We start from the raw sequence: 21,617 nt of genomic DNA on the forward strand, positions 1-21,617 counted from the left end.
GATTCTTTCGCCTTGTTAATTTTGGTCAAAAATAAGGGAAATCATGCAGATCAATAAACAAGAAACAATAGCTAGTATTGTAAAACAAGACTTTAGAACCGCACAAATTTTCAGCGCCAATGGGTTGGATTTTTGTTGTGGAGGAAAGGTGCCATTATCTGAGGCCTGCGAAAAAAGTGGGTTGAATGTGGATAGTGTGCTGGAAGAGCTTAATTCACTAAATGAACAGCAAAGCGGTTCCATTTCCTACGAAGGATGGACCAATACACAGCTTATCAAACATATAGTCGAGACCCATCATGCGTATATTGAAGATACGGTGCCTTATCTATTTCAATTGTTGAGTAAAATCGCCAATGTACATGGAGAGAGACATCCTGAATTGATTCAAATCAAAGAGATCTTCGAGGAAGCAACGGATGCCTTGTATGATCATATGAAAAAGGAGGAGTTGATCTTATTTCCTGCCATAGAAAATATCGAGCAAGCTAAGTTGCACAATAAACCTATGCCTCCTTTCCCATTCGGAAGCATTTCTAACCCAATACAAGCCATGGAAGGCGAGCATGACTTTGAAGGAGATGCATTCAAACAAATCGCAGCTTTGTCAAGCAATTTTACACCACCTGAGGATGCTTGTAATACCTATCAGGTTGCTTTTGCAAAATTAGAGGAGTTTGTGAATGACTTGCATAGACATATTCATCTGGAGAACAATATTTTATTTGAAAATGTACGATTATTAGAACAAAGCTTGTAATAGAAATTAGTTGATTAGTTTGAACCGTTATACAAATCGAGAGATGTATAGCGGTTTTTTTTTGATTAATTCTGTATTTGTAGAACAAATAATTTTAAACTATCGTAATATCTTCTATGTTTGTAGAACAAAATACTGCAGAAGCTTATGAAAGGATCGAATCTTGGTGAATTTGAAGAGATTGTTTTGCTCATTGTGGGTATCGCTGGTGAAGAGGCCTACGGACTGGCTATTATGGAGTTAATCAAAGAGCAAGCAGGACGGAGTACCACAATAGGTGCTGTGCATGCAGTACTCAGTAGGCTCGAAGAAAAAGGACTCCTCAACTCCAAGTTAGGAGGCGCCACCAAGGAAAGAGGGGGAAGAAGAAAGCGAATCTTTGAAATCACTACTGCGGGAAGAAAAGCACTTGAATTATCTCGTGATTTAAGAGTAAACCTTTGGGAGCAGTACGCTATTAAAACTGTTTGATGATGGATGTTCAGCCGCCTAAGTGGGCCGATCGCTTATTGGAGTTATTCTGTAAGGATTATTTACTCGAAGAGATACAGGGTGATCTATATGAACATCTTCAAAAAAACTACTCAACGAAAGGAAAGTGGATTTCAGCGTCAATTTACTGGTTTCAAGTGCTGAATTTCTTGCGACCTTTTGCAATAAAGAAAAGTCAAAACTCAAATATCACAATTATGTTCAAGTACAATTTTCTGATTGCTTTTCGCAATCTAAAAAAGCAGCGATTTTATTCTATTATCAATGTTTCCGGATTGGCCATAGCCATCGCCTGCTGTCTGATTATCGGAATTTTCATTAAAGATGAGCTCAACTACGACAAGCACTTTGATAATCATGAAAACATCTACCGGATTTCGTCGCACGTGCTATTCAATGGCAACGAATTTAGAATGGCGCAGTCTCCTGCTCCAATGAAAGACGCATTAAAAGCTGATGTTCCAGAAATTATCGAGTCAGGTAGATTTAGAACCAACGTCCCAGTGCTTTTGCAAAAAGGAGATTACTTTATCAAACAGGAAAATGTGGCTTTTGCAGATGCTTCTATTCTCAATATTTTTAAACTTCATTTTATTCATGGAGGAGGTGAATCGGCATTAGAAAAACCAGAATCTGTGTTGCTGTCTCGGAGTACAAGCGAGAAATTTTTTGGGTATGAAAACCCAGTTGGGCAATCGGTCAAGTCTAGTGACGGTACCTTGTATCAGGTAGATGGAGTATATGAAGATTTACCACATCAAACTCATTTTCATTTCGATGTACTTTTTTCCATGGAGGGCTATGAGCATAGCAAAAACACGGTCTGGTTGTCCAATAACTACTCTAATTATTTTTTGCTAAAAGATGGTGCTGATTATCAGGAGGTCAATAGAAAACTTCCAGAAATATTGAAGACCTATTTCAGTCCTAGACTTCAAGAAATGGCGCAAATATCGATGGAAGAATTCGAAGCATCAGGTAATATACTCGAATATACGCTGATGCCCATGACAGATATCCATTTGCATTCTAACCTTGGAGCAGAGATCGAAGCCAATGGAAGTATAGATAATATCTACCTTTTCAGTGCTGTTGGGTTGTTTATCCTGCTATTGGCTTGTATCAATTTTATGAATTTGGCTACGGCCAAATCTGCCAGCAGAGCCAAGGAGGTGGGGATGAGAAAAGTAATGGGGTCGAGAAAAAGATTTTTGATCGCTCAGTTTCTTACTGAATCCACGGTTATCAGTTTAATCTCGTTTGCACTAGCCATTGTAATGGTGTACTTGGTATTGCCTCATTTCAATGCCTTTACAGGCAAAGAGGTTGTAGACCCATTGTTTGGTGTGCTGAATCTTTGGCCATATGTATTGGTTAGTAGTCTTTCGATTGGTTTTTTAGCAGGTACATATCCAGCCTTTTTTCTTTCCAGATTTCAACCGATTGCCGTATTGAAAGGCAATCTCAGCACAGGAATGAAAAGTGGAAAGTTGAGAAATCTATTAGTAGTTTTTCAATTCTCCATTTCGATCATCATGATCATGGCGACTGCAGTTGTGTATAAACAGTTGCGTTATAGCCAAAACAAGCGTCTAGGTTACAACACGGAACAGGTCATGATCGTGAATAATACCTATACCATGGAAAAAGGGCTTGACGCTTTCAGAAATGAGCTGCTCAATGACTCAGAAATAGAAAATGCAACCGCAAGTTTCTTCCTCCCTACACGTGGAGGCCGTAGTGATTATCCATTCAATAGAGAGGAGAATAGTGGAGCTGAGCATGCTATATCGGCTCAGGTTTGGCAAGTGGATGATCGTTATATTCCTACTTTGGACATGAAGGTAGTGAGCGGACGAAATTTTGATGATAGTAGAGCTATTGATACTGCGTCTGTCGTGATCAATCAATCCATGGCTAAACGGTTAGGGTATGAAGATCCTGTAGGGAAAAAGATCAAACGCGTGTCAGAAGAGAATAAAATCACCATTATTGGAGTGGTTGAAGATTTTTACTTTGATTCTTTTAAACAAAAAATAATGCCATTAGTGTTTTTTCTAAACACTGATGCGAACTATTCTATGGCTATCAGATACAAATCGGATGACCCCCTCCGATTAGTTTCTAAAGTGGAGGAGGTATGGAAGAAACATGCCCCAGGTCAGCCTTTTGAATATTCGTTTATGGATCAAGAATATCAGGCTAAGCTGGAAGAGGAACGTCGATTGGGAACCATATTTAGTTTCTTTTCTTCATTGGCAATTATCATCGCTTGTTTGGGGTTATTTGCTTTGGCCTCTTTTACTGCTGAGCAACGCAAGAAAGAAATTGGTATTCGTAAGGTTTTAGGAGCTACTGTGAGCAATGTGGTGAGAATGTTGTTTTCCTCATTTTCAAAGCTTTTATCCATAGCCATTGTGATTTCCGTGCCTTTGGGATATTACCTCATGAGTAAATGGCTTGAAGGATTTGTTTATCGTACGGATATTGGAATCGGGCTAATCTTTGGGTCATGTGCTCTCGTGTTCCTCATCGCGTGGGTGACTGTCGGAGCCCAATCCGTTCAGGCGGCTCGTGCCAATCCTGCAGAAAACTTAAATTCTGAATAATATTTAAAATAGCATTCTCAAAGCATAACTTGAGAATGCTATTTTCTTAAGGTTGACATCAAATCTGGTATATTCGCAGCAAAAAGGATTTGATCACATTATTTTCCTACGAGCTTTCGTACTTCTCTTTTTTCACCTTCCTTCTAGTAGGAGTACTGGTCGGTATGTCGAAAACCGGCGTTCATGGTATGGGAATGATTTCAGTGCCTTTATTGGCTGCAACTTTTGGTGGCAAGGAGTCCAGCGGACTGATGTTACCACTGCTGATTATGGCAGATATTTTTGGAGTGGCTTATTATCACCGTCATGCAGAATGGAAGTACTTGATTAAGTTGTTTCCATGGGCCGTAGTTGGGGTGTTGTTAGGCACCTGGACAGGCAATTATATAGATGATCAGCTATTTCGGACCATTATGGGGATGATCATTTTTCTGAGTTTAGGAATAATGATTTGGCTGGAACGCGTCAATAAAGATAAAATACCTGATTATTGGTGGTTTGCTATGCTCCTTGGAATTGCTGCAGGGTTTACAACCATGGTAGGGAATTTAGCTGGTAGTACGATGGCCCTTTACCTACTGTCTATGCGTATGCCAAAGAATGAATTTATAGGCACGGCTGCCTGGTTCTTTATGATAGTGAATTGGTTTAAGGTCCCTTTTCATATCTGGAGCTGGAAAACTATTGATTTGAATTCCGTACTTCTGGATTTGATGGTGCTACCGATGATAGCCATTGGAGCCTATTTGGGTATCCATGTGATTAAGAAAATATCCGATCAGGGGTATAGATGGTTTATCATGTTCATGACAGCACTCGCTGCCGTTTTTATGATGTTTTGACCACTGGTATAAAATTTGAATTCAGACAATCTGCATTTTATATCTTCGCCTTATTATTAAATATCGACTTATATGAGAAAAGTATTTTTTGGTTTATTAACCCTTGCAGCACTGAATATTCAGGCTCAAAAATCTGAATTGGCTGTAAAATATGCCAACACCATTACGGAGAAAGATCTAATGGATCAATTGGGCATCTTAGCGTCTGATGCATTAGAAGGAAGAGAAACTGGAGAGAGAGGACAGCGAATGGCTGCTGCATTATTGAGCGATCATTTTCAAAGTCTAGGATTGAAGGCGCCAGTAAAGCAAGGTGATCAAATGAGCTACTATCAAAATGTGCCTTTGGTATCTTCAAAAACGAAAAATGCCTATATAAAAATAGGAAAACAGAAGTATGAAAATTTCAACAAAAATGTCTTCGTTGGTACTGGAGTGACTTCAGGAGAATCAATGGAAGAAGTGATATTTGTAGGAAATGGTGCTGCAGAAAGATATGCATCTCTTGACGTGAAAGGAAAGTTTGTCTTGATGATCGGAGACAACAACTATAGAGCAACGTTGAAAGCTAGCAAAATCGCTGCTGCCAATGGAGCCAAAGCTTTGATCGCTGTACGAACGGAGACTGATGAGATACTGGATCAGTTGCTTATATCTTACCGAGGATATCTTGAAGCAGGGCGTATGTCAGTAGATACTGGCATAGAGCAAAATGAGTTTTTAGGAATGTATTTTTTGGCACCTAGCCTATTGAAAGAAGTAATGGGAAAACCTTACGACAAATTAAGTCAGATTGCATTCTCAGCCGATAATGCAGGATTTGAAAAAATTAAAAAAGGTAAGATTACGATTTCCGTTGACAAAGAAGTGAAAAAAATCAAATCTGAAAATGTGATGGGATATTTGGAAGGATCTGATTTGAAAGATGAATTGGTGGTAATCACTGCACACTATGATCATTTAGGTAGAAGAGGAGATAAAATTTTCAACGGTGCTGATGATGACGGTTCAGGTACTGCCGGAGTGATGGAAATGGCCGAAGCATTTGCCATGGCCAAAGCTGATGGAAATGGACCGAGAAGAAGCATGTTGTTCTTAGCATTTACAGGAGAAGAAAAGGGGCTTTTAGGCTCTGAGTTCTATGCTAATAATCCTGTGTTTCCTTTGGAAAATACGGTGACCAACCTCAATATGGATATGATCGGCAGAAATGATGAAGAGAACTATAATGGCAAAGATTATGTCTGCCTAGTGGGCTCAGATAAACTTTCTACTGAGCTTCATGAGATTAGTGAAAAAGCGAATGCCACTTATACTGATTTGGATTTGAATTACGTTTACAACGATGAAAATCATCCAGAGCAAATCTATTACAGATCTGATCACTGGAACTTCGCTAAAAATGGTATCCCAGTGATTTTTTATACCACTGGATCTCATCCAGATTATCACAAAGAAACAGATACTGTCGAGAAAATAGAAAGAGAGGTGTACTTAAAAAGAACACGTTTGGTATTCTATACCGCTTGGGAACTAGTAAATAGAGATAATAGACCAGCACTAGACGAAAAGGCTAGCAAATAAGCCCAGAAGTCTCAAATTGACGAGGTAGTTTCAAAAGTTGTTCGCAATGACGGTTAACTTTTGAGTCTGCCTCTTTTTTATATCTAAATTCTACTAATAGAAGTGACAGGAATGATTAGATTAGTGAAATCCAACTAAAAGATGAATTCAATGAAAGATTTACTAGCAGTCCTACTAATATTTAGCGCAAGTATCGGTTTTGCACAGGTGGGCGATGTCTTTCCTGATATGGAAGGAGAGAGTCTGAGATATGATACGGTCAATATCCCATCAGATCTCAATGGTAAATACAGTTTGATTGCTTTGGCCTTTTCAAAAAAATCAGAGAAAGATTTAGGTTCATGGTTCAATCCATTGTACAATCAATTCTTGACAGAGCCTGATCCAAACGCTCTTTTTAGTTTCGAATATGACCTGAACATGTACATTGTTCCAATGTTTACAGGAGCCAAGCGAGCAGCCTATAAAAGTACCATGAGAAAGGTGCAGGAAACAGTAGCCCCTGAGCTTCAACATTTGGTTTTATTTTATAAAGGAACACTTAAGGAGTACAAAAAGGCTTTGAACTTCGATGGTAACGATGTGCCTTATTTCTATGTGTTGGATCCTGAAGGAAAGATCATCTATACCACTTCTGGTAAATATACCAGAAACAAAATGCAGGATATCATTGATGCACTTGAGCCTGCAGCTAAATAGTAGAAGAAGCTTGCTTAGTTGCTAGTCAGCAATTCTGAATTTCCTTTAGTGAAAGTCATATCTGCCGTAATGGGTTGAAAATCTTCATGTGTAGATTTTCTGATTTGCACTTCAATGGTATTCCAGTCCGAAGCCCAACCTCTGTACACATTGTTGAGATAGATTACTTTCAATTTGTGTAGTCCTTTGGCCAAGGCTTTTGATCCATCGTTTTGAGAGAATCTTTTCACATAACCATCGTTGTTGATCACCAAATCGTCATCGATCCAAACCTGGTCTTGGTTGCTAGCAAAGAAATACACCCCATCCTCAGGAATGTCTATGTAGCCCTCTATGATTTCAGCTCTGAATCGCTCTTTATCGATCACAAAGCCCCAATACAAGGTTGTGTTAGCTTGAGCCAATGAGTCCAATGGTTTTTCTTTCCACTCATCGACCTCTTCTAGGTCAGTGGTGCTCAAAAAGTTGCCATAGGCTGTTTTGGTGGTCAATCCCTGCTTTACATCCGCTGTTTCTAAGGCAGGAGCAAGGGCTTGTTTTTCTACTTCTATCGTTCTGATTCTACTCATTTTACCTTGTGGTAATACGGAGGCAATTTTGAGTGTCGCGTCAGTGTCGAATACTAAGGGGTTCTGGTAAACCTGCGATGCCAGATTGGGTTCGCTTCCATCCGTCGTGTACACCATTCGGTCTACCGGACGTGGCGTATTAAATTCTAAAACTGCACTATCTATGAATGCGATTTGCGAGGTAGGCCCTTCTGGCATTGGGATGTAATAATCCATGTCATGGCCATCCAATCGCACCATCTGGTTGTTGAGTCGTCGCTCAAAATCTGTGTAGTCCTTTTTATCCTTAGCCGTCCAGGTCAATTCCGCCAAAGCAAGTGCCCGTGGGTACATTCTGTATTCAGACAACTCTTCTTGGTAGATATACTCGGACCACAAAGTAGTCTGAGCTCCCAACACATGATGAGCTTTCGATGAGTCAATATCAGCAGGAATTGGCTCATAGTTGTAAACCTTTTCGATCGGTAGTAGGCCACCAATACTTACAGGGTCAATTTTATAATCTCCTTCGTACTTGTCTAGGTACATCCAGGCACCAGGCGCCATAATGACGTCATTGCCTGCATTGGCTGCGGCAATACCACCTTCTTCGCCTCTCCAGGACATGACATTGGCTGATTTTGAAATTCCTCCTTCAAGGATTTCATCCCAGCCAATCATTTTCTTACCATGCGTTTTGAGGACATTCTCCATTCTGGCCATGAAATAGCTTTGTAGTTCATGCTCGTCGTGCAGGCTTTCTTTCTTCATTCTATTTTGGCATCTGGAACAAGTTTTCCATCGATCTTTTGGAGACTCATCACCGCCCATATGATAGTATTCATAAGGAAACAATGGGATGATTTCTTCAATTACATCTTCAAGAAACGTAAAAACCTCTTCTTTGCCTGCGCAGAACACATCCGTTTCTACTCCCCATATGATTCTTGGTGTATAAGTACCTTCATTACATGATAGTTCCGGATAGGCGGACAAAGCAGCCAAAGCATGGCCAGGCATTTCTATTTCCGGAATCACGTCGATGTATCTTTCAGCAGCATAGGCCACTACTTCTTTGATCTCATCTTGTGTATAAAACCCAGCATGAGTAGAACCATCGGCCTCGGTTCGTGTACTTCCAATGGATGTGAGTTTAGGGTATTTTTTGATTTCAATCCTCCAACCTTGATCCTCTGTTAAATGCCAATGAAACTTGTTTATTTTGAAAATGGAAAGCATGTCGATATGCTTCTTTACTTCATCAAGAGATATGAAATGGCGACAAACATCGAGATGAAAACCACGCCAGGAAAACCGAGGCTCATCTTTTATTTCTACTGCTGGAATTGTCCAGTCTACATTATTGATCAATGATTTTGATTCTACTTCCGCTGGTAGGAGCTGCATCAAAGTGCTCAAGCCATAGAAAATACCTTTTGGAGAAGTAGCTTTTATTGAAACGCCTTTATTGGTTGAGTGCAATGTATACCCCTCTTCATTGAGTTTTAGCTCGGGGTCTATTGCCAATAAGATGAAATTGTTATCCTTGATCTCACTTTGAGACATAAGGTCCAGCCCAGTTGATTGCTTTAGTTTTAAAGAAAAGAAGTCAGCTATTGAAATGATATTGTCATCTCCGTTTGTTACAAATGAAGTGGATTCATTTATAGTAAATGAACCTTGGTTTGTAGTCAAGGCCAGAGGCTTGGGAGTAATATTTATACCCTCATTGTACGAAGCCGGAGTATATTTTTCTCTACAAGAAACAACTGCAAAAACCAGTAAGGTAAGGGTCAAAAAGTAACGAATCTTCATCTTTTGTCTTTCCACGTATTTTAAATGTTCTTATAAGACTATAGACAAAAAGCATTTTACTGAATTTATTTAGCTGAATGGTGAATAATAAGGGCTAAGAGGGAATAATACACTTAATATCCTAATCCCATCTCAGCTGAAACTTCATGCCAATTTGGTTTTGTAATGATTCATAACACGCATATTTTTGAAGGTGTCAAATTCAAAATATGCAGAAATTGTACGATGGAGTAGAGTGAGTTTAGTTTTTCTCTTAATCATCGCTGTAATAGGTGCTTTGCTACGTGGAGCTAGTTTTTTACAACTTCCCTTTTCTTATGAACATTTGCGTCATTCACATTCTCATGTGGCTTTTCAAGGGTGGATATACACATTGCTCGTAGTCATACTTACTCATGAGTATATACCCAGGCAAAAGATAAAATCACACAAGTATCAATGGTTGATTGGCATGACCTGTTTGGTGATAGTCGGTATCCTTGTGTCATTTGCATTGCAGGGCTATGCTTTTTTCTCCATTTTATTTTCCTCCTTATTCCAATTGCTGAGTTATTGGTTTACGTACAGATTTTTCATCGACGTAGAAAAAACAGGCCCACATGTATTGTCTTTGAAATGGATAAAAACGGGTTTGTGGTTGGGCATAGTTTCGTCTATTGCACCTTGGTTTATTGGGGTAGTGTCAGCCAAAGGTATGGCTGGAACTGAGCTTTACCATGCGCTGATCTATTTCTTCCTGCATTTTCAGTACAACGGTTGGTTTGTTTTTGTGGCTATTGGACTATTTTATTCTTTCATCGAACGTTCTGGGATTAAACTTGACATAAAGGCGAATAACAGGTTTTATTATTTATGGTTATTGGCTGTAGTCCCAGCCTATGGTTTGTCTTTGCTGGGGATGAGCTTTTCGGATTGGGCGAGAGTTCCCGCGGCTATTGCCGCTATACTTCAAGGAATGGCCCTGGTTTATTTTGTGCCAACATCTCTATCCATCTATCAATTGGAATTCAAGCAAAAGAGCTCTTGGGTTCGTTGTTTATTGCTGATTTCATTTTTTAGCTTTTTATTGAAAACCATGCTGCAAGGCATTTCGGTATTGCCTCAAATGAAGGAATTGGCTTTTTTCAGTAGGAATATAGTGATGGCTTTTATGCACCTAAGCTTGATCGGAGTGCTGACCTTCTTTTTCCTTTGCTGGTTGCTAATCAAAAAGTGGATTCCTGAAAATTCATTGTCGAAAGTTGGAGTTCTGCTGATTGTTTCCGGTTTTTTAAGTACCGAATGTATCTTGGTATTGAGCGGTCTGGGCTGGTGGCATCCCTATTTTGCTCTGTTTATCCTCTCAGGAATAATGGCCTTAGGGATATTTTTACTGTTAATAGCGACTTTCTTTAAGCCAACTCTTTTAGATCTACAGGAACCACACGCGAAACCCCCTGCTCAACCATAGTTACTCCATAAATAACGTCAGTGGAGATCATAGTACGTTTATTGTGCGTCACAATGATAAACTGAGATTCGCTTGAGAAGTCACGGATGATGTTATTGAACTTATCAATATTGGCATCATCCAATGGAGCATCTACCTCATCAAAAATACAGAATGGCGCGGGCTTCAATAGATAAATCGCGAAAAGTAGTGAAGTGGCTGTAAGCGTCTTTTCCCCACCAGAAAGCTGGTTGATACTCAACGGTCTTTTGCCCTTTGGTTTCGCCATGATCTCAATTGTAGATTCCAAAGGATCGTCTGGGTTTGACAACCTCAAATCACATTGATCCTCTTCTGTGAATAACGAACGGAAAACACGAATAAAGTTGGTCTTGATATTTTCAAAAGCTTCGACAAAAGTCTCCTTCGCTACAGCATCGATTTCACTGATGGTTTCCATGAGTGACTCTTTCGCTTTGAGCAAATCTTCCTTTTGCGTAATGATGAAATCATGTCGTTCTTTGATTTCTTCATAAGCCTCCATGGCCATTGGGTTGATAGGTCCCATGGTATCCATGCGACTTTTCATTTTTTCTACATGAGCTCGGAGTTCTTCTTCGCTCATGTCTTTAAGCGCTGAAGTCTTTTCTTCATCTTCGTTGCCATCGATCAACAACTGATCAATGTCAATGCTGAACTCAACGGAGAGTCGTTCTTTGACGCTCGAAAGCTGAAGACGAGTTTCGTTCAACTCGTTTTGGACTTCCATGATATTCATGTCCGTTTGCTCGCGCTCGCGCTGTACTTCTCGAGCTTCTTTTTCTACAGTTTCTATCAGCTCTCTTTCGGCGTAGTAGTCTTTTTCCGCCTCAGTTACTGCCGTTTCGATGGAATCCTTTTCTTCGTACATTTCGATGAGCTGATCATCGTTGGAGTCGGATTTTTCTACCAGTTGTCGAATTTCTTCATCGGTCTGTTTTAGTTCCGATTGATTCTTCTCTATGCGTTCCTTGGCCGAATCGAGGTTGGCTTCTTTGTGAGCGATTTCTTGAGCGATACTTGCCACCTTATTTTGCTGCTGATGATAGAGAATATTCTCCTGATTGAAAGCAGCTGACTTTTCATTGAGGAGCTCGTTGTAAGAAACCAATTCTTCTTTGAAACTCGTATTTTTTAGCTCTAGTTCGTCAAGCAACTTTTGTTCGGTTTCCTTTTTTGGTGTGAGTTCTGCTATTTCTTCGTTGAGCGCATTGATGTTTTCTAGAATGTCCTCACTCTTATTAGTGTTTTCAGTCAGTAGGTTAGAAAATTGCTCTTGCTTGGTGGCAAAGGACACGTGCTCTTCCTTGATTTGTGCCAGTTCAATTTGTACTTGTTCTAATTGCTCCTCGTAGTTGTTTTCTTTAAGTCGGTTAAGGTCAGTGACTTTTTCTTCCAGGTTGGATTTAACTTCGTTGAGTTTGGTAGTCAGTTTCTTAATCGAAGTGGAAAGCTTTTCAAGATTCTTCGCTCGACCTATTCTCTTTCCTTCAAATAAGCCTACAGATCCACCAGAAATACTGAATTGTCTGTCAATGGCTTTGCCGTTTTTGGTAATGAGAACCGTATCACGATGATCGGTGCCTTGTGGATCTTCAAAGCTACTGATGTATACATTATCGAGAATGTACCCAATGAGCTTCTTGTATTTTGGGTCGTATTCTACTACTTCTGTAGCAGCTACAGCATTTTCAATGAAGTCCGTTTGAGTAGGCTTAAATTTCTCAAAACGATCCAAAATGAAGAAATGTGCCTTTCCTTTAGATGCTTCACTTAGAATGTTAATGGCTTTGAAGGCTTCTGCTTCTGTTTCTACGATGTAGTAATTCATATACGATTCAAGGTAGTTTTCTACCGTGACTCGATATTCTTCTGGACAAGTAAGTATATCCGAGAGGAGTGGGGCGTTCTTGCTCCAACTGGTTTCCTTTTTTAGGAATTTGATGGCTTCAGGAAATCCTTCCAGGTTGTCAACCAGAGACTTGGTCAAATTGTATTCATTCTGAGAAGCATCCAGTTTTCTATTGACCTGAGTCATTTCTTCTCGGATGACTTCAATCGTTTTTTCTGAATGAGCAATTCGATTTTTGAGTTCCTCATCTTTGGATTTAAGATAGTCGTATTGCTCTTGCTTCTCTTTTTTCTCTAATTCAATCTCACCAATTCGTTTTTCGAAATTCTGAAGATTTTCTGTCTTTGTAGAGGTATCTGTAGCAGCCTTTTCTAGTTCTTGCTTGAGTGCGCTTACTTGAATCGATTTGATTTCAAGTGATTTGATCAATTGATAAACTTCTTCTTTCTTGTTGATGAAGTTTTGATTGAGCTCTTCTCCTTGATTTTTGAGCGCTTCGTTTTTTTCTTTTTCACCTTCGAAGTCTTGTTTCAACGATTCAAGCTTGTGAAAAATCTCACTCAGAATTTTTTCAGACGTAATTTTTTCTTTGCTTAAGCTGGAGATAGAGAATGAGGCACGTTCACTACTTTTTCTATCCTGCTCGATGATCTCTTTGAGGTTGTCACTTCGATCATTTAAGAAGCGTTGGCGCTCGTTTTTGATTTTCTTTTCACTCTCGTATTGTCTGATTTTGTTGACATGTTCGTTGAGTGTTTTTTGCCTGGAGGCGAGCGTTTTTTCTTTGCTCACCAAATCTGCTTTAGACTTTTCAGTTTGAGCTTCTTTTTCAGCCAACTGTTTGTTGAGGCTGGTTTTTTTGTCGTTGTTTTCTCCAGTGGCCTTCTTTAAGTTTTCAAGTTTCTCTTTTTGTTGCTGTAGCGTGGTTTTAGCCAATTCTACACTATAGGTTTTATAATCTTCTTTGATTTGATAGTACCTTTTAGCTTGTTTAGCCTGGCGCTCGAGCGACTTGAGGTTTTTCTCTATTTCGAAAAGCAAATCTTCCACACGATCCAAATCGGCATCGGTGTCATTGAGTTTTCTTAGCGTTTCTTTTTTGCGAATCTTGAACTTAGAAATTCCGGCTGCTTCCTCGAACAATCCACGGCGTGAATTGTCCTTGTCATTCAAAATGTTGTCTACCATTCCTAGTTCGATGATGGCATAACTATTAGAGGCTATACCCGTGTCGAGGAATAGACTGGTAATGTCTTTTAGTCTACAGGTAACTCCATTGAGTTGGTATTCACTTTCTCCAGAGCGGTAGTATCGTCTGGTGATAGTCACATTTGAATATTCGGTAGGAAGGAGGTTTTTTGTGTTTTTAAATGAAAGAGATACTTCTGCGAGCTGGGTGGGTTTACGGTTTTTTGTTCCGTTAAAAATGATGTTGTCCATTTTTTCGGATCGCAAGGACTTTACCTTTTGCTCTCCTAAAACCCAACGAATGGAGTCTACTACATTAGACTTTCCACAGCCATTAGGCCCCACAATTCCCGTAATGCCTTCATCAAAGTTGATAACCACCTTGTCACCAAAACTTTTGAATCCTTTAATCTCTAACTTGGTCAGTTGCATGCAGTATACACTTTTTTCAGAACCAACAAATTTAGAATTATTTCCGAAAGGTCAATCGGAGGGAATATCAAACTTATTAACAATTAAACCACATTTTCAACAGGATGAAAATGGTCTGCAATCGATGAATTTTAATTACATTTGACCCATGGACGATTCGATACTGTACTACTTGGTTTTAGGCGCTATTTACGTTTTATCAAAACTATTTGGCAAGAAGAAAAATCAGGATATTCCGGCTGAAGTGGATCAATACGAGGAATTGGATACACCAAAACCTCCTAAAAAGCCTGCACCAACTTTTGAAGATATTCTAAAAGAACTAACGGGAGAGCAAACACCGGCTTTTACTAAAGAAGAAAAAGCAGAGCCTCTGAAGCCTGCACCAGAACCTGTATTGGCTACGGAGCTTGTGGATTATCAAAAGAAAAACATCGAAGCACTGGATGAAGATGATTTCATTGATATTGTGCCTCACAAACCATTGGAAAGGAAAAAGCCAGAATTTCAAAGAGATATTCACTTTGCTGTAGAAGAGGAGGAGGAAGAAGGTATGGCTGGAGATATTGAAGAAATGCTTTCTGATTACGATGGTGTTCGTAAGGCAATGGTGCTCAAAGAAGTATTAGATAGAAAGTATTAAATTTCGTCAAGCGCTTTTAACTCTTCTGAAAAGCTTCCTGATAAAATAGGGAACCTACACCATGTTTTAGGGTCTACATTGAAGTCATCCAGATGAAAGGATGGAGCCAGACGTTCTCGTTTCCATTGGTTGATCGACCAGAGCTTGTAGAATTTTTTAATGTAGCTTTTTAGTAAATCTGAATCAATGCTCAATTCTTGATCCAGCGTTTTATATACTTCTAAAGGAGATTTTCTTTGAAAGATGCCCAGCCTTTCTATCTGAACCATGATTGGATAAGGCATTAGATCATCTTCATCAGTTTGAGTATACTCTTTGGGGCGCAATTCGGCGGTAGGCGTCAGGCTGTTTACATGAGATAATCCCGAATAACCCAATTCTTTTTCTGCATACTTAAGCCATTGTAACAAAAAGGGTTTGTCCACTCCAGCAATAGGTGCCAAACTTCCACTGGTGTCTCCATCCATGGTGGTGTATCCCACATCGCCTTCACTACGATTGGAGGTGGTAAGTAGAATGGTACCCGTAATATTGGCGATCATCCAGATCAATGGAGATCTGGTGCGGGCTTGAATATTTTGCATGGCAATATCATCCTGCTCCCAAGTCAGCTTCCGACCAATGGCATGCTCGATGATATCATGATTGTTTGCTACCACATCATCTACAGTCCACTGTTTGAACTGGGCACCAATCGATTCCGCCAAAGACTTGGCGGAATTCAAAGTATCCTCAGAAGAGTTTTTCGTGCCTTGGTACGCAGTGATTAGAATTTTGTTTACCAGGTGTTTGACGGCGACCTCTTCTGTTAGACTCTGAACCTCCTCAATTTCTTGCCCGACTGCTTTAGTAAACGACTCTGCACCAAGTTCTTTCACCCCATTTCGAACTAGTTCAGCCACTAACACAGCTATAGATGAGGAATCTGCACCGCCACTCAAAGACAAAGAATAGCCTTTGGCTCTGCTTTTCCTGAGATAATCAAATAAGCCTAAAGAGGCGGCCTTGGCAAAGTCACGGTTATTGTCAATTTCATCTACATGGTCGGTCTGATTGTACTTTTTGTTTTTGACGTCAATATCAAAAGTCATCAATTGGAAGGGGAGAAAGGAGAGCCTTTTATTGGTGGCTAATAACTGCCCATGACTCGCCAAAATAATATCTCCATCATAAATGACTCTGCCGGATTCATTGCCCAGCTGATTGGTATATAGGTAATGACATTCAAAATTGAGACTACTAGATACAATGAGATTCTCCCGGACTTTATGTTTTCCAAAAGCAAAATGACTCGCACTCGGATTCAGGATTAAATCTACACCTTTTTCATAGAGTCTACAGGCAGGTCTGGTCTCGTTCCAGGCATCTTCACAGATTTCAAAACCCACATGGATGCCTTCTATTTGAAAGGTCAAATCCCCTATAGGATATTTTTTTTCGTTAATTGTTATAGTTTTTTCTACTCCGCTAGGCCATGGAGAAAACCATCTTGTCTCATAATGAATGCCATCATTGGCCAATATTTGTTTGGCATAAAAGCCTAGAATTTCTCCATTTTGGATGAGGCAGGTGGTGTTGTACGTTTTATGATCAAGTTTGATAGGAAGTCCAACAGCGACAGCGATGTTTTTGCAAATTGGAGCAATGGTCAATAATTGATTGACAGCCTCTTCTATGAGCCATTCGCTGAGAAAAAGATCCTGACAGCCATAAGCAGTAATGCATAGTTCTGGAAGGCAAAGTATTTTTACCTGCTCTTTTTGAGCTTCCTTGATTGCATTCTTAATGTTGGTGACATTATTGACCCAGTCTATTGGAGTTTGGTTGAGGCAGGCGCCAGCGATTCGGGTATGGCTCATGAGTCGATTTCGAAAGTTCTATTCAATTTTCAGTACTTGACAGGACTTTTCGGCAGCGTTCTGTTCAGCTTTTTTCTTGCTCAACCCATGACCGACGCTGATTTCCTTCTTTCCCACAAATACCTTAGCTTCAAATTTCTTGAAATGTTTTTGATTGTCTTGTTCTTCTACTTCAAAACGAAGGTCTTTGTTTTCTTTTTGTGACCACTCTATGATTTTACTTTTGAAGTTGGTGTTGTTGTTGATGATTTCATCCAAATCTATGTGTGGGATGATCAACATTTTGAAGATAAATTGTTTGGTTGCTGCAAAACCTTTGTCGAGATAAACTGCCCCAACTAGTGCTTCCAGAGCATCGCCATAAATAGATTTGAATGACTGTCCATTGGCTTTGAGCTGGCCATTGTATTTGATGACATCAGCTAGACCAATTTTTCGAGCCAGCTGATTCAAATGTTCACGATTGACCATTCTGGAACGAACCTCAGTGAGAAACCCTTCATCCTTAAATGGATATTTGTTGAATAGGTATTCAGCCACAGCCATTCCTAAAACAGCATCTCCCAAATATTCCAGGCGTTCGTTAGATTCTAAGAACCCTTTACGACTTTCTTGCGCCGCAGAACTGTGCCTCATGGCTAGGGCATACAATTTCAGGTTGGATGGATTAAATCCAATGATTCGTTTTAATAAAACGGCAAACTTCCGGTCTTTAGCGTTTCTGAATAATACCAGCGGCTCTTAAATTAGTTTACAAATTACCCTTCAAATTTACGGAAAATGATGGAAGTATTATGACCTCCAAATCCGAAGGTATTGCTTAGTGCTACCTTTACGTCTCTTTTTTGGGATTTGTTAAACGTGAAATTCAACTTAGGATCGAATGCTTCATCATCGGTAAAATGGTTGATGGTAGGAGGAACTTCTCCATTTTGAATAGCCATCACACATGCTGCCGCTTCAATGGCACCGGCTGCACCCAACAGGTGACCAGTCATTGATTTAGTAGATGAAATGTTTAAGTTGTAGGCGTGCTCTTTGAATACATTTTGTATTGCCATAGATTCACTCACATCACCAAGTGGGGTCGAAGTACCATGAACATTGATGTAATCAACATCTTCCGGCTTTAAATTCGCATCTTTCAATGCATTCAGCATAACGTTGGTTGCGCCAATTCCCTCAGGGTGTGGGGCAGTCATATGATAGGCATCAGCTGACATACCGCTTCCGATCAATTCGGCATAGATCTTTGCGCCACGCGCTACGGCGTGATCATAGTCCTCCAATATTAATGACGCAGCACCTTCACCCAATACAAATCCATTTCTGTCTTTGTCAAATGGCCTTGAGGCTGTTTCTGGAGAATCATTTCTTTCGGATAATGCTTTCAATGCATTGAATCCACCGACACCAGATTCGCATACTGCAGCTTCTGACCCGCCGGTAATAAATACATCTGCCATTCCCAATCGAATGTAGTTGTATGAGTCGATGATGGCATTAGTTCCAGAGGCACAAGCACTCACTGTAGTGAAGTTTGGCCCTCTAAAGCCATACTTAATAGAAATCATACCAGGGGCTATATCAGCAATCATCTTCGGAATGAAGAAAGGGTTGTATCTAGGTGTTCCATCACCTCCAGCGAAGTTCATCACTTCGTCTTGAAAAGTTTTCAGTCCACCAATGCCAGCTCCCCATATTACACCAGCTCTGTTACTGTCTAGTTTATCCAGATCAAGTCCGGCGTCTAAAACAGCTTCGTCTGCTACAATGTGAGCAAACTGTGTGAATAGATCCATCTTACGGGCATCCTTACGATCAAAGTGATCGTTCGGGTCGTAATTTTTCACTTCACATGCAAACTTGGTTTTAAATTTTTCCGCGTCGAAACGGGTGATGGGAGCAGCGCCGCTCACACCTTTAGAAAGTCCTTGACAATACTCTGCGGCGGTATTCCCTATAGGTGTGAGAGCTCCAATGCCGGTAACTACAACTCGCTTTAATTGCATAAATGTTAGTTCCCTGTTTAGGTATGTTTAAATTACTTTGCGTTCGCTTCTAGGTATTCGATAGCCTGTCCTACAGTACCGATATTTTCAGCTTGATCGTCTGGAATAGAAATATTGAATTCCTTTTCAAATTCCATAATCAATTCGACAGTGTCCAAAGAGTCAGCACCCAAGTCGTTTGTGAAGCTCGCTTCGTTGCTTACTTCAGACTCTTCTACTCCTAACTTGTCGATAATAATTGATTTAACTTTTTGTGCTATATCAGACATTTTATTATTGTTTGGTTTAAAAATCTGTGCAAAGAAAGATATTTAAAGTATTAATGCCAAACTAATTTTAGCAATCTCAAAAAGTGGTAAAAAGGGGGAGAATTTCCGCTGTTTTTGGGGTGAAAATTGATTTGAAAAATTGTGCTTTACAATAAGGTGTATAAGGCCTGAGGAGTTATATTTGAAAATATGGTCTGAATTACTGATCATAGATGTAAATAAATGTGTGAATACAAAGCGTCATTATTGTTTTTCTATAAATAATGTCGATATTTGCACCTCGAAAAATTTTGTTAATCTAAAACTTAAGTAAAAATCGCTAAACAAAGATTCCAAAGACGTGGCTTTAGAGGTCGTGTCGAAGAACCCTACAAAGTAAATGATCGAATCACTGCCAGAGAAGTTAGGGTGGTAGGTGAAAATGTAAAGGTCGATGTATATCCGACTTCACAAGCCATTAACATGGCGAAAGATCAGGGGTTGGACTTAGTGGAGATTTCACCTAACGCTGATCCTCCAGTTTGTAAGATTACCGATTATTCTAAGTTTAAGTACGAACAAAAGAAGAAACAAAAGGAGATCAAATCCAAGGCGCACAAAAGCGTATTGAAGGAGATCCGATTCGGTCCTAATACTGATGACCATGATTTTAATTTTAAATTAAAGCATGCCATCAAGTTTTTGAAGGAGGGTGCAAAGGTGAAAGCCTATGTACACTTTGTGGGCCGGACTATTGTGTTCAAGGATAGAGGAGAAATTTTGTTATTGAAATTTGCTCAGTCTCTCGAAGAACATGCCAAGGTGGAGCAGCTTCCAAAATTAGAAGGAAAACGAATGTTTTTGATGCTTTCTCCAAAGGTTCAAAAGAAGAATTAATTTTTTATCAATATATACAAATGCCAAAAGTTAAAACTAAAGCAGGAGCTAAAAAAAGGTTTAAGCTGACAGGATCTGGTAAAATCAAAAGAAAGCACGCTTTCAAAAGCCACATCTTGACTAAGAAAGAAACCAAGCAGAAGCGAAACTTGACTAAAATGGGCTTAGTCCACAAGTCAGATGAAGCTAATGTAAAAGCTATGCTAAACATTTAATCACGTCAAGGACGAGGTTAGGTTCAAATTTTCACCAGAGTATTGGTTCATAAGTATCTGACGGAAGTGAGGTCGCCAATAATCAAAAAAGTTAAAAATTATGCCAAGATCGGTAAACACAGTAGCGAGTAGAGCTCGCAGAAAAAAGGTTCTGAAATTAGCCAAGGGTTATTTCGGAAGAAGAAAGAATGTATGGACGGTTGCTAAAAACGCCGTTGAAAAAGGTCTCAACTACGCATACAGAGACAGAAAAGTTAAGAAAAGAGAATTCAGAAAATTGTGGATTCAGAGAATCAACGCTGGTGCAAGAGAGCACGGTTTGTCTTACTCTCAGTTCATGGGCAAATTGACTGCCTCTGATATTCAATTAAATAGAAAAGTATTGGCTGATTTAGCAATGAATCACCCAGAAGCTTTCAAAGCAGTAGTGGATCAGTTGAAATAAGCTGACTACTTAATAGAAATTAAGACCCTGGCTCCGAAAGGACGTCAGGGTTTTTTATTGCCTAATATTTACTGTTCGATGGTTAGAAACAGTGACTGATTAATTGCTGTAATCTTTTTTGTATAAATGAAGTATTAGGAAAATTATGAACAGTATTTTAATCTGTCTTTTATTTCTTTTTTATCAGGAGCCCAAAGAAGATAATTTAACTAATCACCCTGCTGATGATCGGTATGCCAGTTATTCTCCAGATGGGACGCAGATATTGTTTGCGTCAAACAGAAATGGCAATTGGGATGTATTCCTAATGAATGCGGATGGAAATCATGTAAGACAATTAACCACAGAAAATTTTGATGAGCGTCGCCCTTCTTGGCACCCTAATGGACGCTATGTGCTCTTTGAATCAAATCAGTCTGGAAAATTTGAGCTTTTTCAAATTGAACTGGCTGATCTGAGTATTCAACAAATTGAAATTCCCAATACGACAGGAACTCCGATATTTGCCAGTTACTCACAAGATGGAAAATCAATTGCCTATGCACTAAGAATGAGTGAAACATCAAGTCAATTGATAACACTTGACGTAGAGAGAGGGAAACAAAATGTAATAATGGATACCGGTTTAAGAACTTTTTATCCTCGCTGGTCGCCAGATGGATCTCAACTGTTATTTTTTTCGAGACATGAAACCAATAATGAAGACGATGAGATTTATACCATGGATATTGAAGGGATGAATTTAAAAAGGCTGACTCATTGGCCAGCACATAATTTTTGCCCCAGTTGGTCACCAGACGGAAAACAAATTGCTTATGCACAATCCATTCCAGATGGTAGACCTGAGATTTTTTTAATGAATGCAGATGGTTCGGATGCGAGACAAATCACCTATAATGAGGAAGGAGATACTTTGCCGAATTGGTCGCCAGATGGAAAGAAGCTTTTGATTACAGCCTATCGAGGAGGTAATTATGAGATTGTGGTGGTGGAGTTGAATTAATGAGAG

General features: G+C 39.6%; 18 protein-coding genes and 1 pseudogene. 13 read left to right on the plus strand and 6 right to left on the minus strand.

Annotated elements, in window-relative coordinates:
• Window positions 1-43 precede the first annotated feature (43 nt).
• The 7 genes and pseudogenes from ric (at window position 44) to ACOQO5_RS19685 (ending at window position 6,986) form a co-directional block, all read left to right on the plus strand.
• Window positions 44-760: an iron-sulfur cluster repair di-iron protein gene (gene ric, locus ACOQO5_RS19655; protein ID WP_420583395.1), complete on the plus strand. Its 717-nt coding sequence runs from the start codon at window positions 44-46 to the stop codon at window positions 758-760.
• Window positions 761-907: 147 nt separating this feature from the next.
• The gene (locus tag ACOQO5_RS19660; protein WP_420583396.1) at window positions 908-1,231 is read left to right on the plus strand and encodes a PadR family transcriptional regulator; all 324 of its coding nucleotides are present in this window, start codon (window positions 908-910) and stop codon (window positions 1,229-1,231) included.
• 2 nt (window positions 1,232-1,233) lie between these two features.
• A pseudogene (locus ACOQO5_RS19665) lies at window positions 1,234-1,416 on the plus strand (permease prefix domain 2-containing transporter); the annotation flags it as partial.
• Window positions 1,417-1,449: 33 nt separating this feature from the next.
• Window positions 1,450-3,861: an ABC transporter permease gene (locus tag ACOQO5_RS19670; RefSeq protein WP_420583438.1), complete on the plus strand. Its 2,412-nt coding sequence runs from the start codon at window positions 1,450-1,452 to the stop codon at window positions 3,859-3,861.
• An 89-nt stretch (window positions 3,862-3,950) separates the two neighbouring features.
• Window positions 3,951-4,703 (plus strand): sulfite exporter TauE/SafE family protein, encoded by a 753-nt coding sequence (locus tag ACOQO5_RS19675; RefSeq protein WP_420583397.1) that lies wholly within the window; start codon window positions 3,951-3,953, stop codon window positions 4,701-4,703.
• A 72-nt stretch (window positions 4,704-4,775) separates the two neighbouring features.
• Complete coding sequence (locus ACOQO5_RS19680) at window positions 4,776-6,287, plus strand: M28 family peptidase (RefSeq protein WP_420583398.1); 1,512 nt, start codon at window positions 4,776-4,778, stop codon at window positions 6,285-6,287.
• 150 nt (window positions 6,288-6,437) lie between these two features.
• Window positions 6,438-6,986 carry a hypothetical protein gene (locus ACOQO5_RS19685; RefSeq protein WP_420583399.1) on the plus strand — a complete coding sequence of 183 codons (549 nt, stop codon included), beginning with the start codon at window positions 6,438-6,440 and terminating at the stop codon, window positions 6,984-6,986.
• Between the two features lie 14 nt (window positions 6,987-7,000).
• Here ACOQO5_RS19685 and ACOQO5_RS19690 read toward each other — a convergent pair whose 3' ends face one another.
• The gene (locus ACOQO5_RS19690; RefSeq protein WP_420583400.1) at window positions 7,001-9,364 is read right to left on the minus strand and encodes a family 20 glycosylhydrolase; all 2,364 of its coding nucleotides are present in this window, start codon (window positions 9,362-9,364) and stop codon (window positions 7,001-7,003) included.
• 178 nt (window positions 9,365-9,542) lie between these two features.
• Between ACOQO5_RS19690 and ACOQO5_RS19695 the strand changes: the two genes are divergently transcribed.
• Entirely contained in the window at window positions 9,543-10,799 is a 1,257-nt protein-coding gene (locus ACOQO5_RS19695) for a hypothetical protein (protein WP_420583401.1), read from the plus strand.
• Here ACOQO5_RS19695 and smc read toward each other — a convergent pair.
• Window positions 10,741-14,289: a chromosome segregation protein SMC gene (smc, locus tag ACOQO5_RS19700; protein WP_420583402.1), complete on the minus strand. Its 3,549-nt coding sequence runs from the start codon at window positions 14,287-14,289 to the stop codon at window positions 10,741-10,743. The two genes, ACOQO5_RS19695 and smc, sit on opposite strands and share 59 nt — an antisense overlap.
• 148 nt (window positions 14,290-14,437) lie before the next feature.
• Between smc and ACOQO5_RS19705 the strand changes: the two genes are divergently transcribed.
• Complete coding sequence (locus ACOQO5_RS19705) at window positions 14,438-14,932, plus strand: hypothetical protein (protein ID WP_420583403.1); 495 nt, start codon at window positions 14,438-14,440, stop codon at window positions 14,930-14,932.
• On the opposite strand, the gene nadE is transcribed toward ACOQO5_RS19705, so the two are convergent.
• From nadE to ACOQO5_RS19725, 4 genes are read right to left on the minus strand one after another with little or no spacing between them, the layout of a single operon-like run.
• Window positions 14,929-16,791 carry an NAD(+) synthase gene (gene nadE / locus ACOQO5_RS19710; protein WP_420583404.1) on the minus strand — a complete coding sequence of 621 codons (1,863 nt, stop codon included), beginning with the start codon at window positions 16,789-16,791 and terminating at the stop codon, window positions 14,929-14,931. The two genes, ACOQO5_RS19705 and nadE, sit on opposite strands and share 4 nt — an antisense overlap.
• A gap of 18 nt (window positions 16,792-16,809) precedes the next feature.
• Entirely contained in the window at window positions 16,810-17,526 is a 717-nt protein-coding gene (gene rnc / locus ACOQO5_RS19715) for a ribonuclease III (RefSeq protein WP_420583439.1), read from the minus strand.
• Window positions 17,527-17,549: 23 nt separating this feature from the next.
• On the minus strand, window positions 17,550-18,803 hold the full coding sequence (fabF, locus tag ACOQO5_RS19720; protein WP_420583405.1) for a beta-ketoacyl-ACP synthase II: 1,254 nt from the start codon (window positions 18,801-18,803) through the stop codon (window positions 17,550-17,552).
• Window positions 18,804-18,835: 32 nt separating this feature from the next.
• Window positions 18,836-19,072, minus strand: coding sequence for an acyl carrier protein (locus ACOQO5_RS19725; RefSeq protein ID WP_084373960.1), 237 nt, complete (start codon window positions 19,070-19,072; stop codon window positions 18,836-18,838).
• Window positions 19,073-19,387: 315 nt separating this feature from the next.
• Here ACOQO5_RS19725 and infC point away from each other — a divergent pair, with 315 nt between their 5' ends.
• The 4 genes from infC to ACOQO5_RS19745 all read left to right on the plus strand — a co-directional run bounded on the left by infC (window position 19,388) and on the right by ACOQO5_RS19745 (window position 21,611).
• Window positions 19,388-19,948 carry a translation initiation factor IF-3 gene (infC, locus tag ACOQO5_RS19730; RefSeq protein WP_420583440.1) on the plus strand — a complete coding sequence of 187 codons (561 nt, stop codon included), beginning with the start codon at window positions 19,388-19,390 and terminating at the stop codon, window positions 19,946-19,948.
• Window positions 19,949-19,968: 20 nt separating this feature from the next.
• Window positions 19,969-20,163: a 50S ribosomal protein L35 gene (rpmI, locus tag ACOQO5_RS19735; RefSeq protein ID WP_420583406.1), complete on the plus strand. Its 195-nt coding sequence runs from the start codon at window positions 19,969-19,971 to the stop codon at window positions 20,161-20,163.
• 100 nt (window positions 20,164-20,263) lie between these two features.
• Window positions 20,264-20,608 (plus strand): 50S ribosomal protein L20, encoded by a 345-nt coding sequence (gene rplT / locus ACOQO5_RS19740; protein ID WP_420583407.1) that lies wholly within the window; start codon window positions 20,264-20,266, stop codon window positions 20,606-20,608.
• Window positions 20,609-20,753: 145 nt separating this feature from the next.
• Window positions 20,754-21,611: a TolB family protein gene (locus ACOQO5_RS19745; protein ID WP_420583408.1), complete on the plus strand. Its 858-nt coding sequence runs from the start codon at window positions 20,754-20,756 to the stop codon at window positions 21,609-21,611.
• The last annotated feature ends 6 nt before the right edge of the window (window positions 21,612-21,617 follow it).

Origin of the sequence: Reichenbachiella sp., assembly GCF_965223055.1 — a bacterium.
Lineage (GTDB): Bacteria > Bacteroidota > Bacteroidia > Cytophagales > Cyclobacteriaceae > Reichenbachiella.

What these genes read in the sequence shown, in the direction of transcription:
- ric (WP_420583395.1), top strand. Translation starts at nt 44, where the DNA reads ATGCAGATCAATAAACAAGAAACAATAGCTAGTATTGTAAAACAAGAC.
- ACOQO5_RS19660 (WP_420583396.1), top strand. Translation starts at nt 908, where the DNA reads ATGAAAGGATCGAATCTTGGTGAATTTGAAGAGATTGTTTTGCTCATT.
- ACOQO5_RS19670 (WP_420583438.1), top strand. Translation starts at nt 1,450, where the DNA reads ATGTTCAAGTACAATTTTCTGATTGCTTTTCGCAATCTAAAAAAGCAG.
- ACOQO5_RS19680 (WP_420583398.1), top strand. Translation starts at nt 4,776, where the DNA reads ATGAGAAAAGTATTTTTTGGTTTATTAACCCTTGCAGCACTGAATATT.
- ACOQO5_RS19685 (WP_420583399.1), top strand. Translation starts at nt 6,438, where the DNA reads ATGAAAGATTTACTAGCAGTCCTACTAATATTTAGCGCAAGTATCGGT.
- smc (WP_420583402.1), bottom strand. Translation starts at nt 14,289, where the DNA reads ATGCAACTGACCAAGTTAGAGATTAAAGGATTCAAAAGTTTTGGTGAC.
- ACOQO5_RS19705 (WP_420583403.1), top strand. Translation starts at nt 14,438, where the DNA reads ATGGACGATTCGATACTGTACTACTTGGTTTTAGGCGCTATTTACGTT.
- nadE (WP_420583404.1), bottom strand. Translation starts at nt 16,791, where the DNA reads ATGAGCCATACCCGAATCGCTGGCGCCTGCCTCAACCAAACTCCAATA.
- fabF (WP_420583405.1), bottom strand. Translation starts at nt 18,803, where the DNA reads ATGCAATTAAAGCGAGTTGTAGTTACCGGCATTGGAGCTCTCACACCT.
- ACOQO5_RS19725 (WP_084373960.1), bottom strand. Translation starts at nt 19,072, where the DNA reads ATGTCTGATATAGCACAAAAAGTTAAATCAATTATTATCGACAAGTTA.
- rpmI (WP_420583406.1), top strand. Translation starts at nt 19,969, where the DNA reads ATGCCAAAAGTTAAAACTAAAGCAGGAGCTAAAAAAAGGTTTAAGCTG.
- rplT (WP_420583407.1), top strand. Translation starts at nt 20,264, where the DNA reads ATGCCAAGATCGGTAAACACAGTAGCGAGTAGAGCTCGCAGAAAAAAG.
- ACOQO5_RS19745 (WP_420583408.1), top strand. Translation starts at nt 20,754, where the DNA reads ATGAACAGTATTTTAATCTGTCTTTTATTTCTTTTTTATCAGGAGCCC.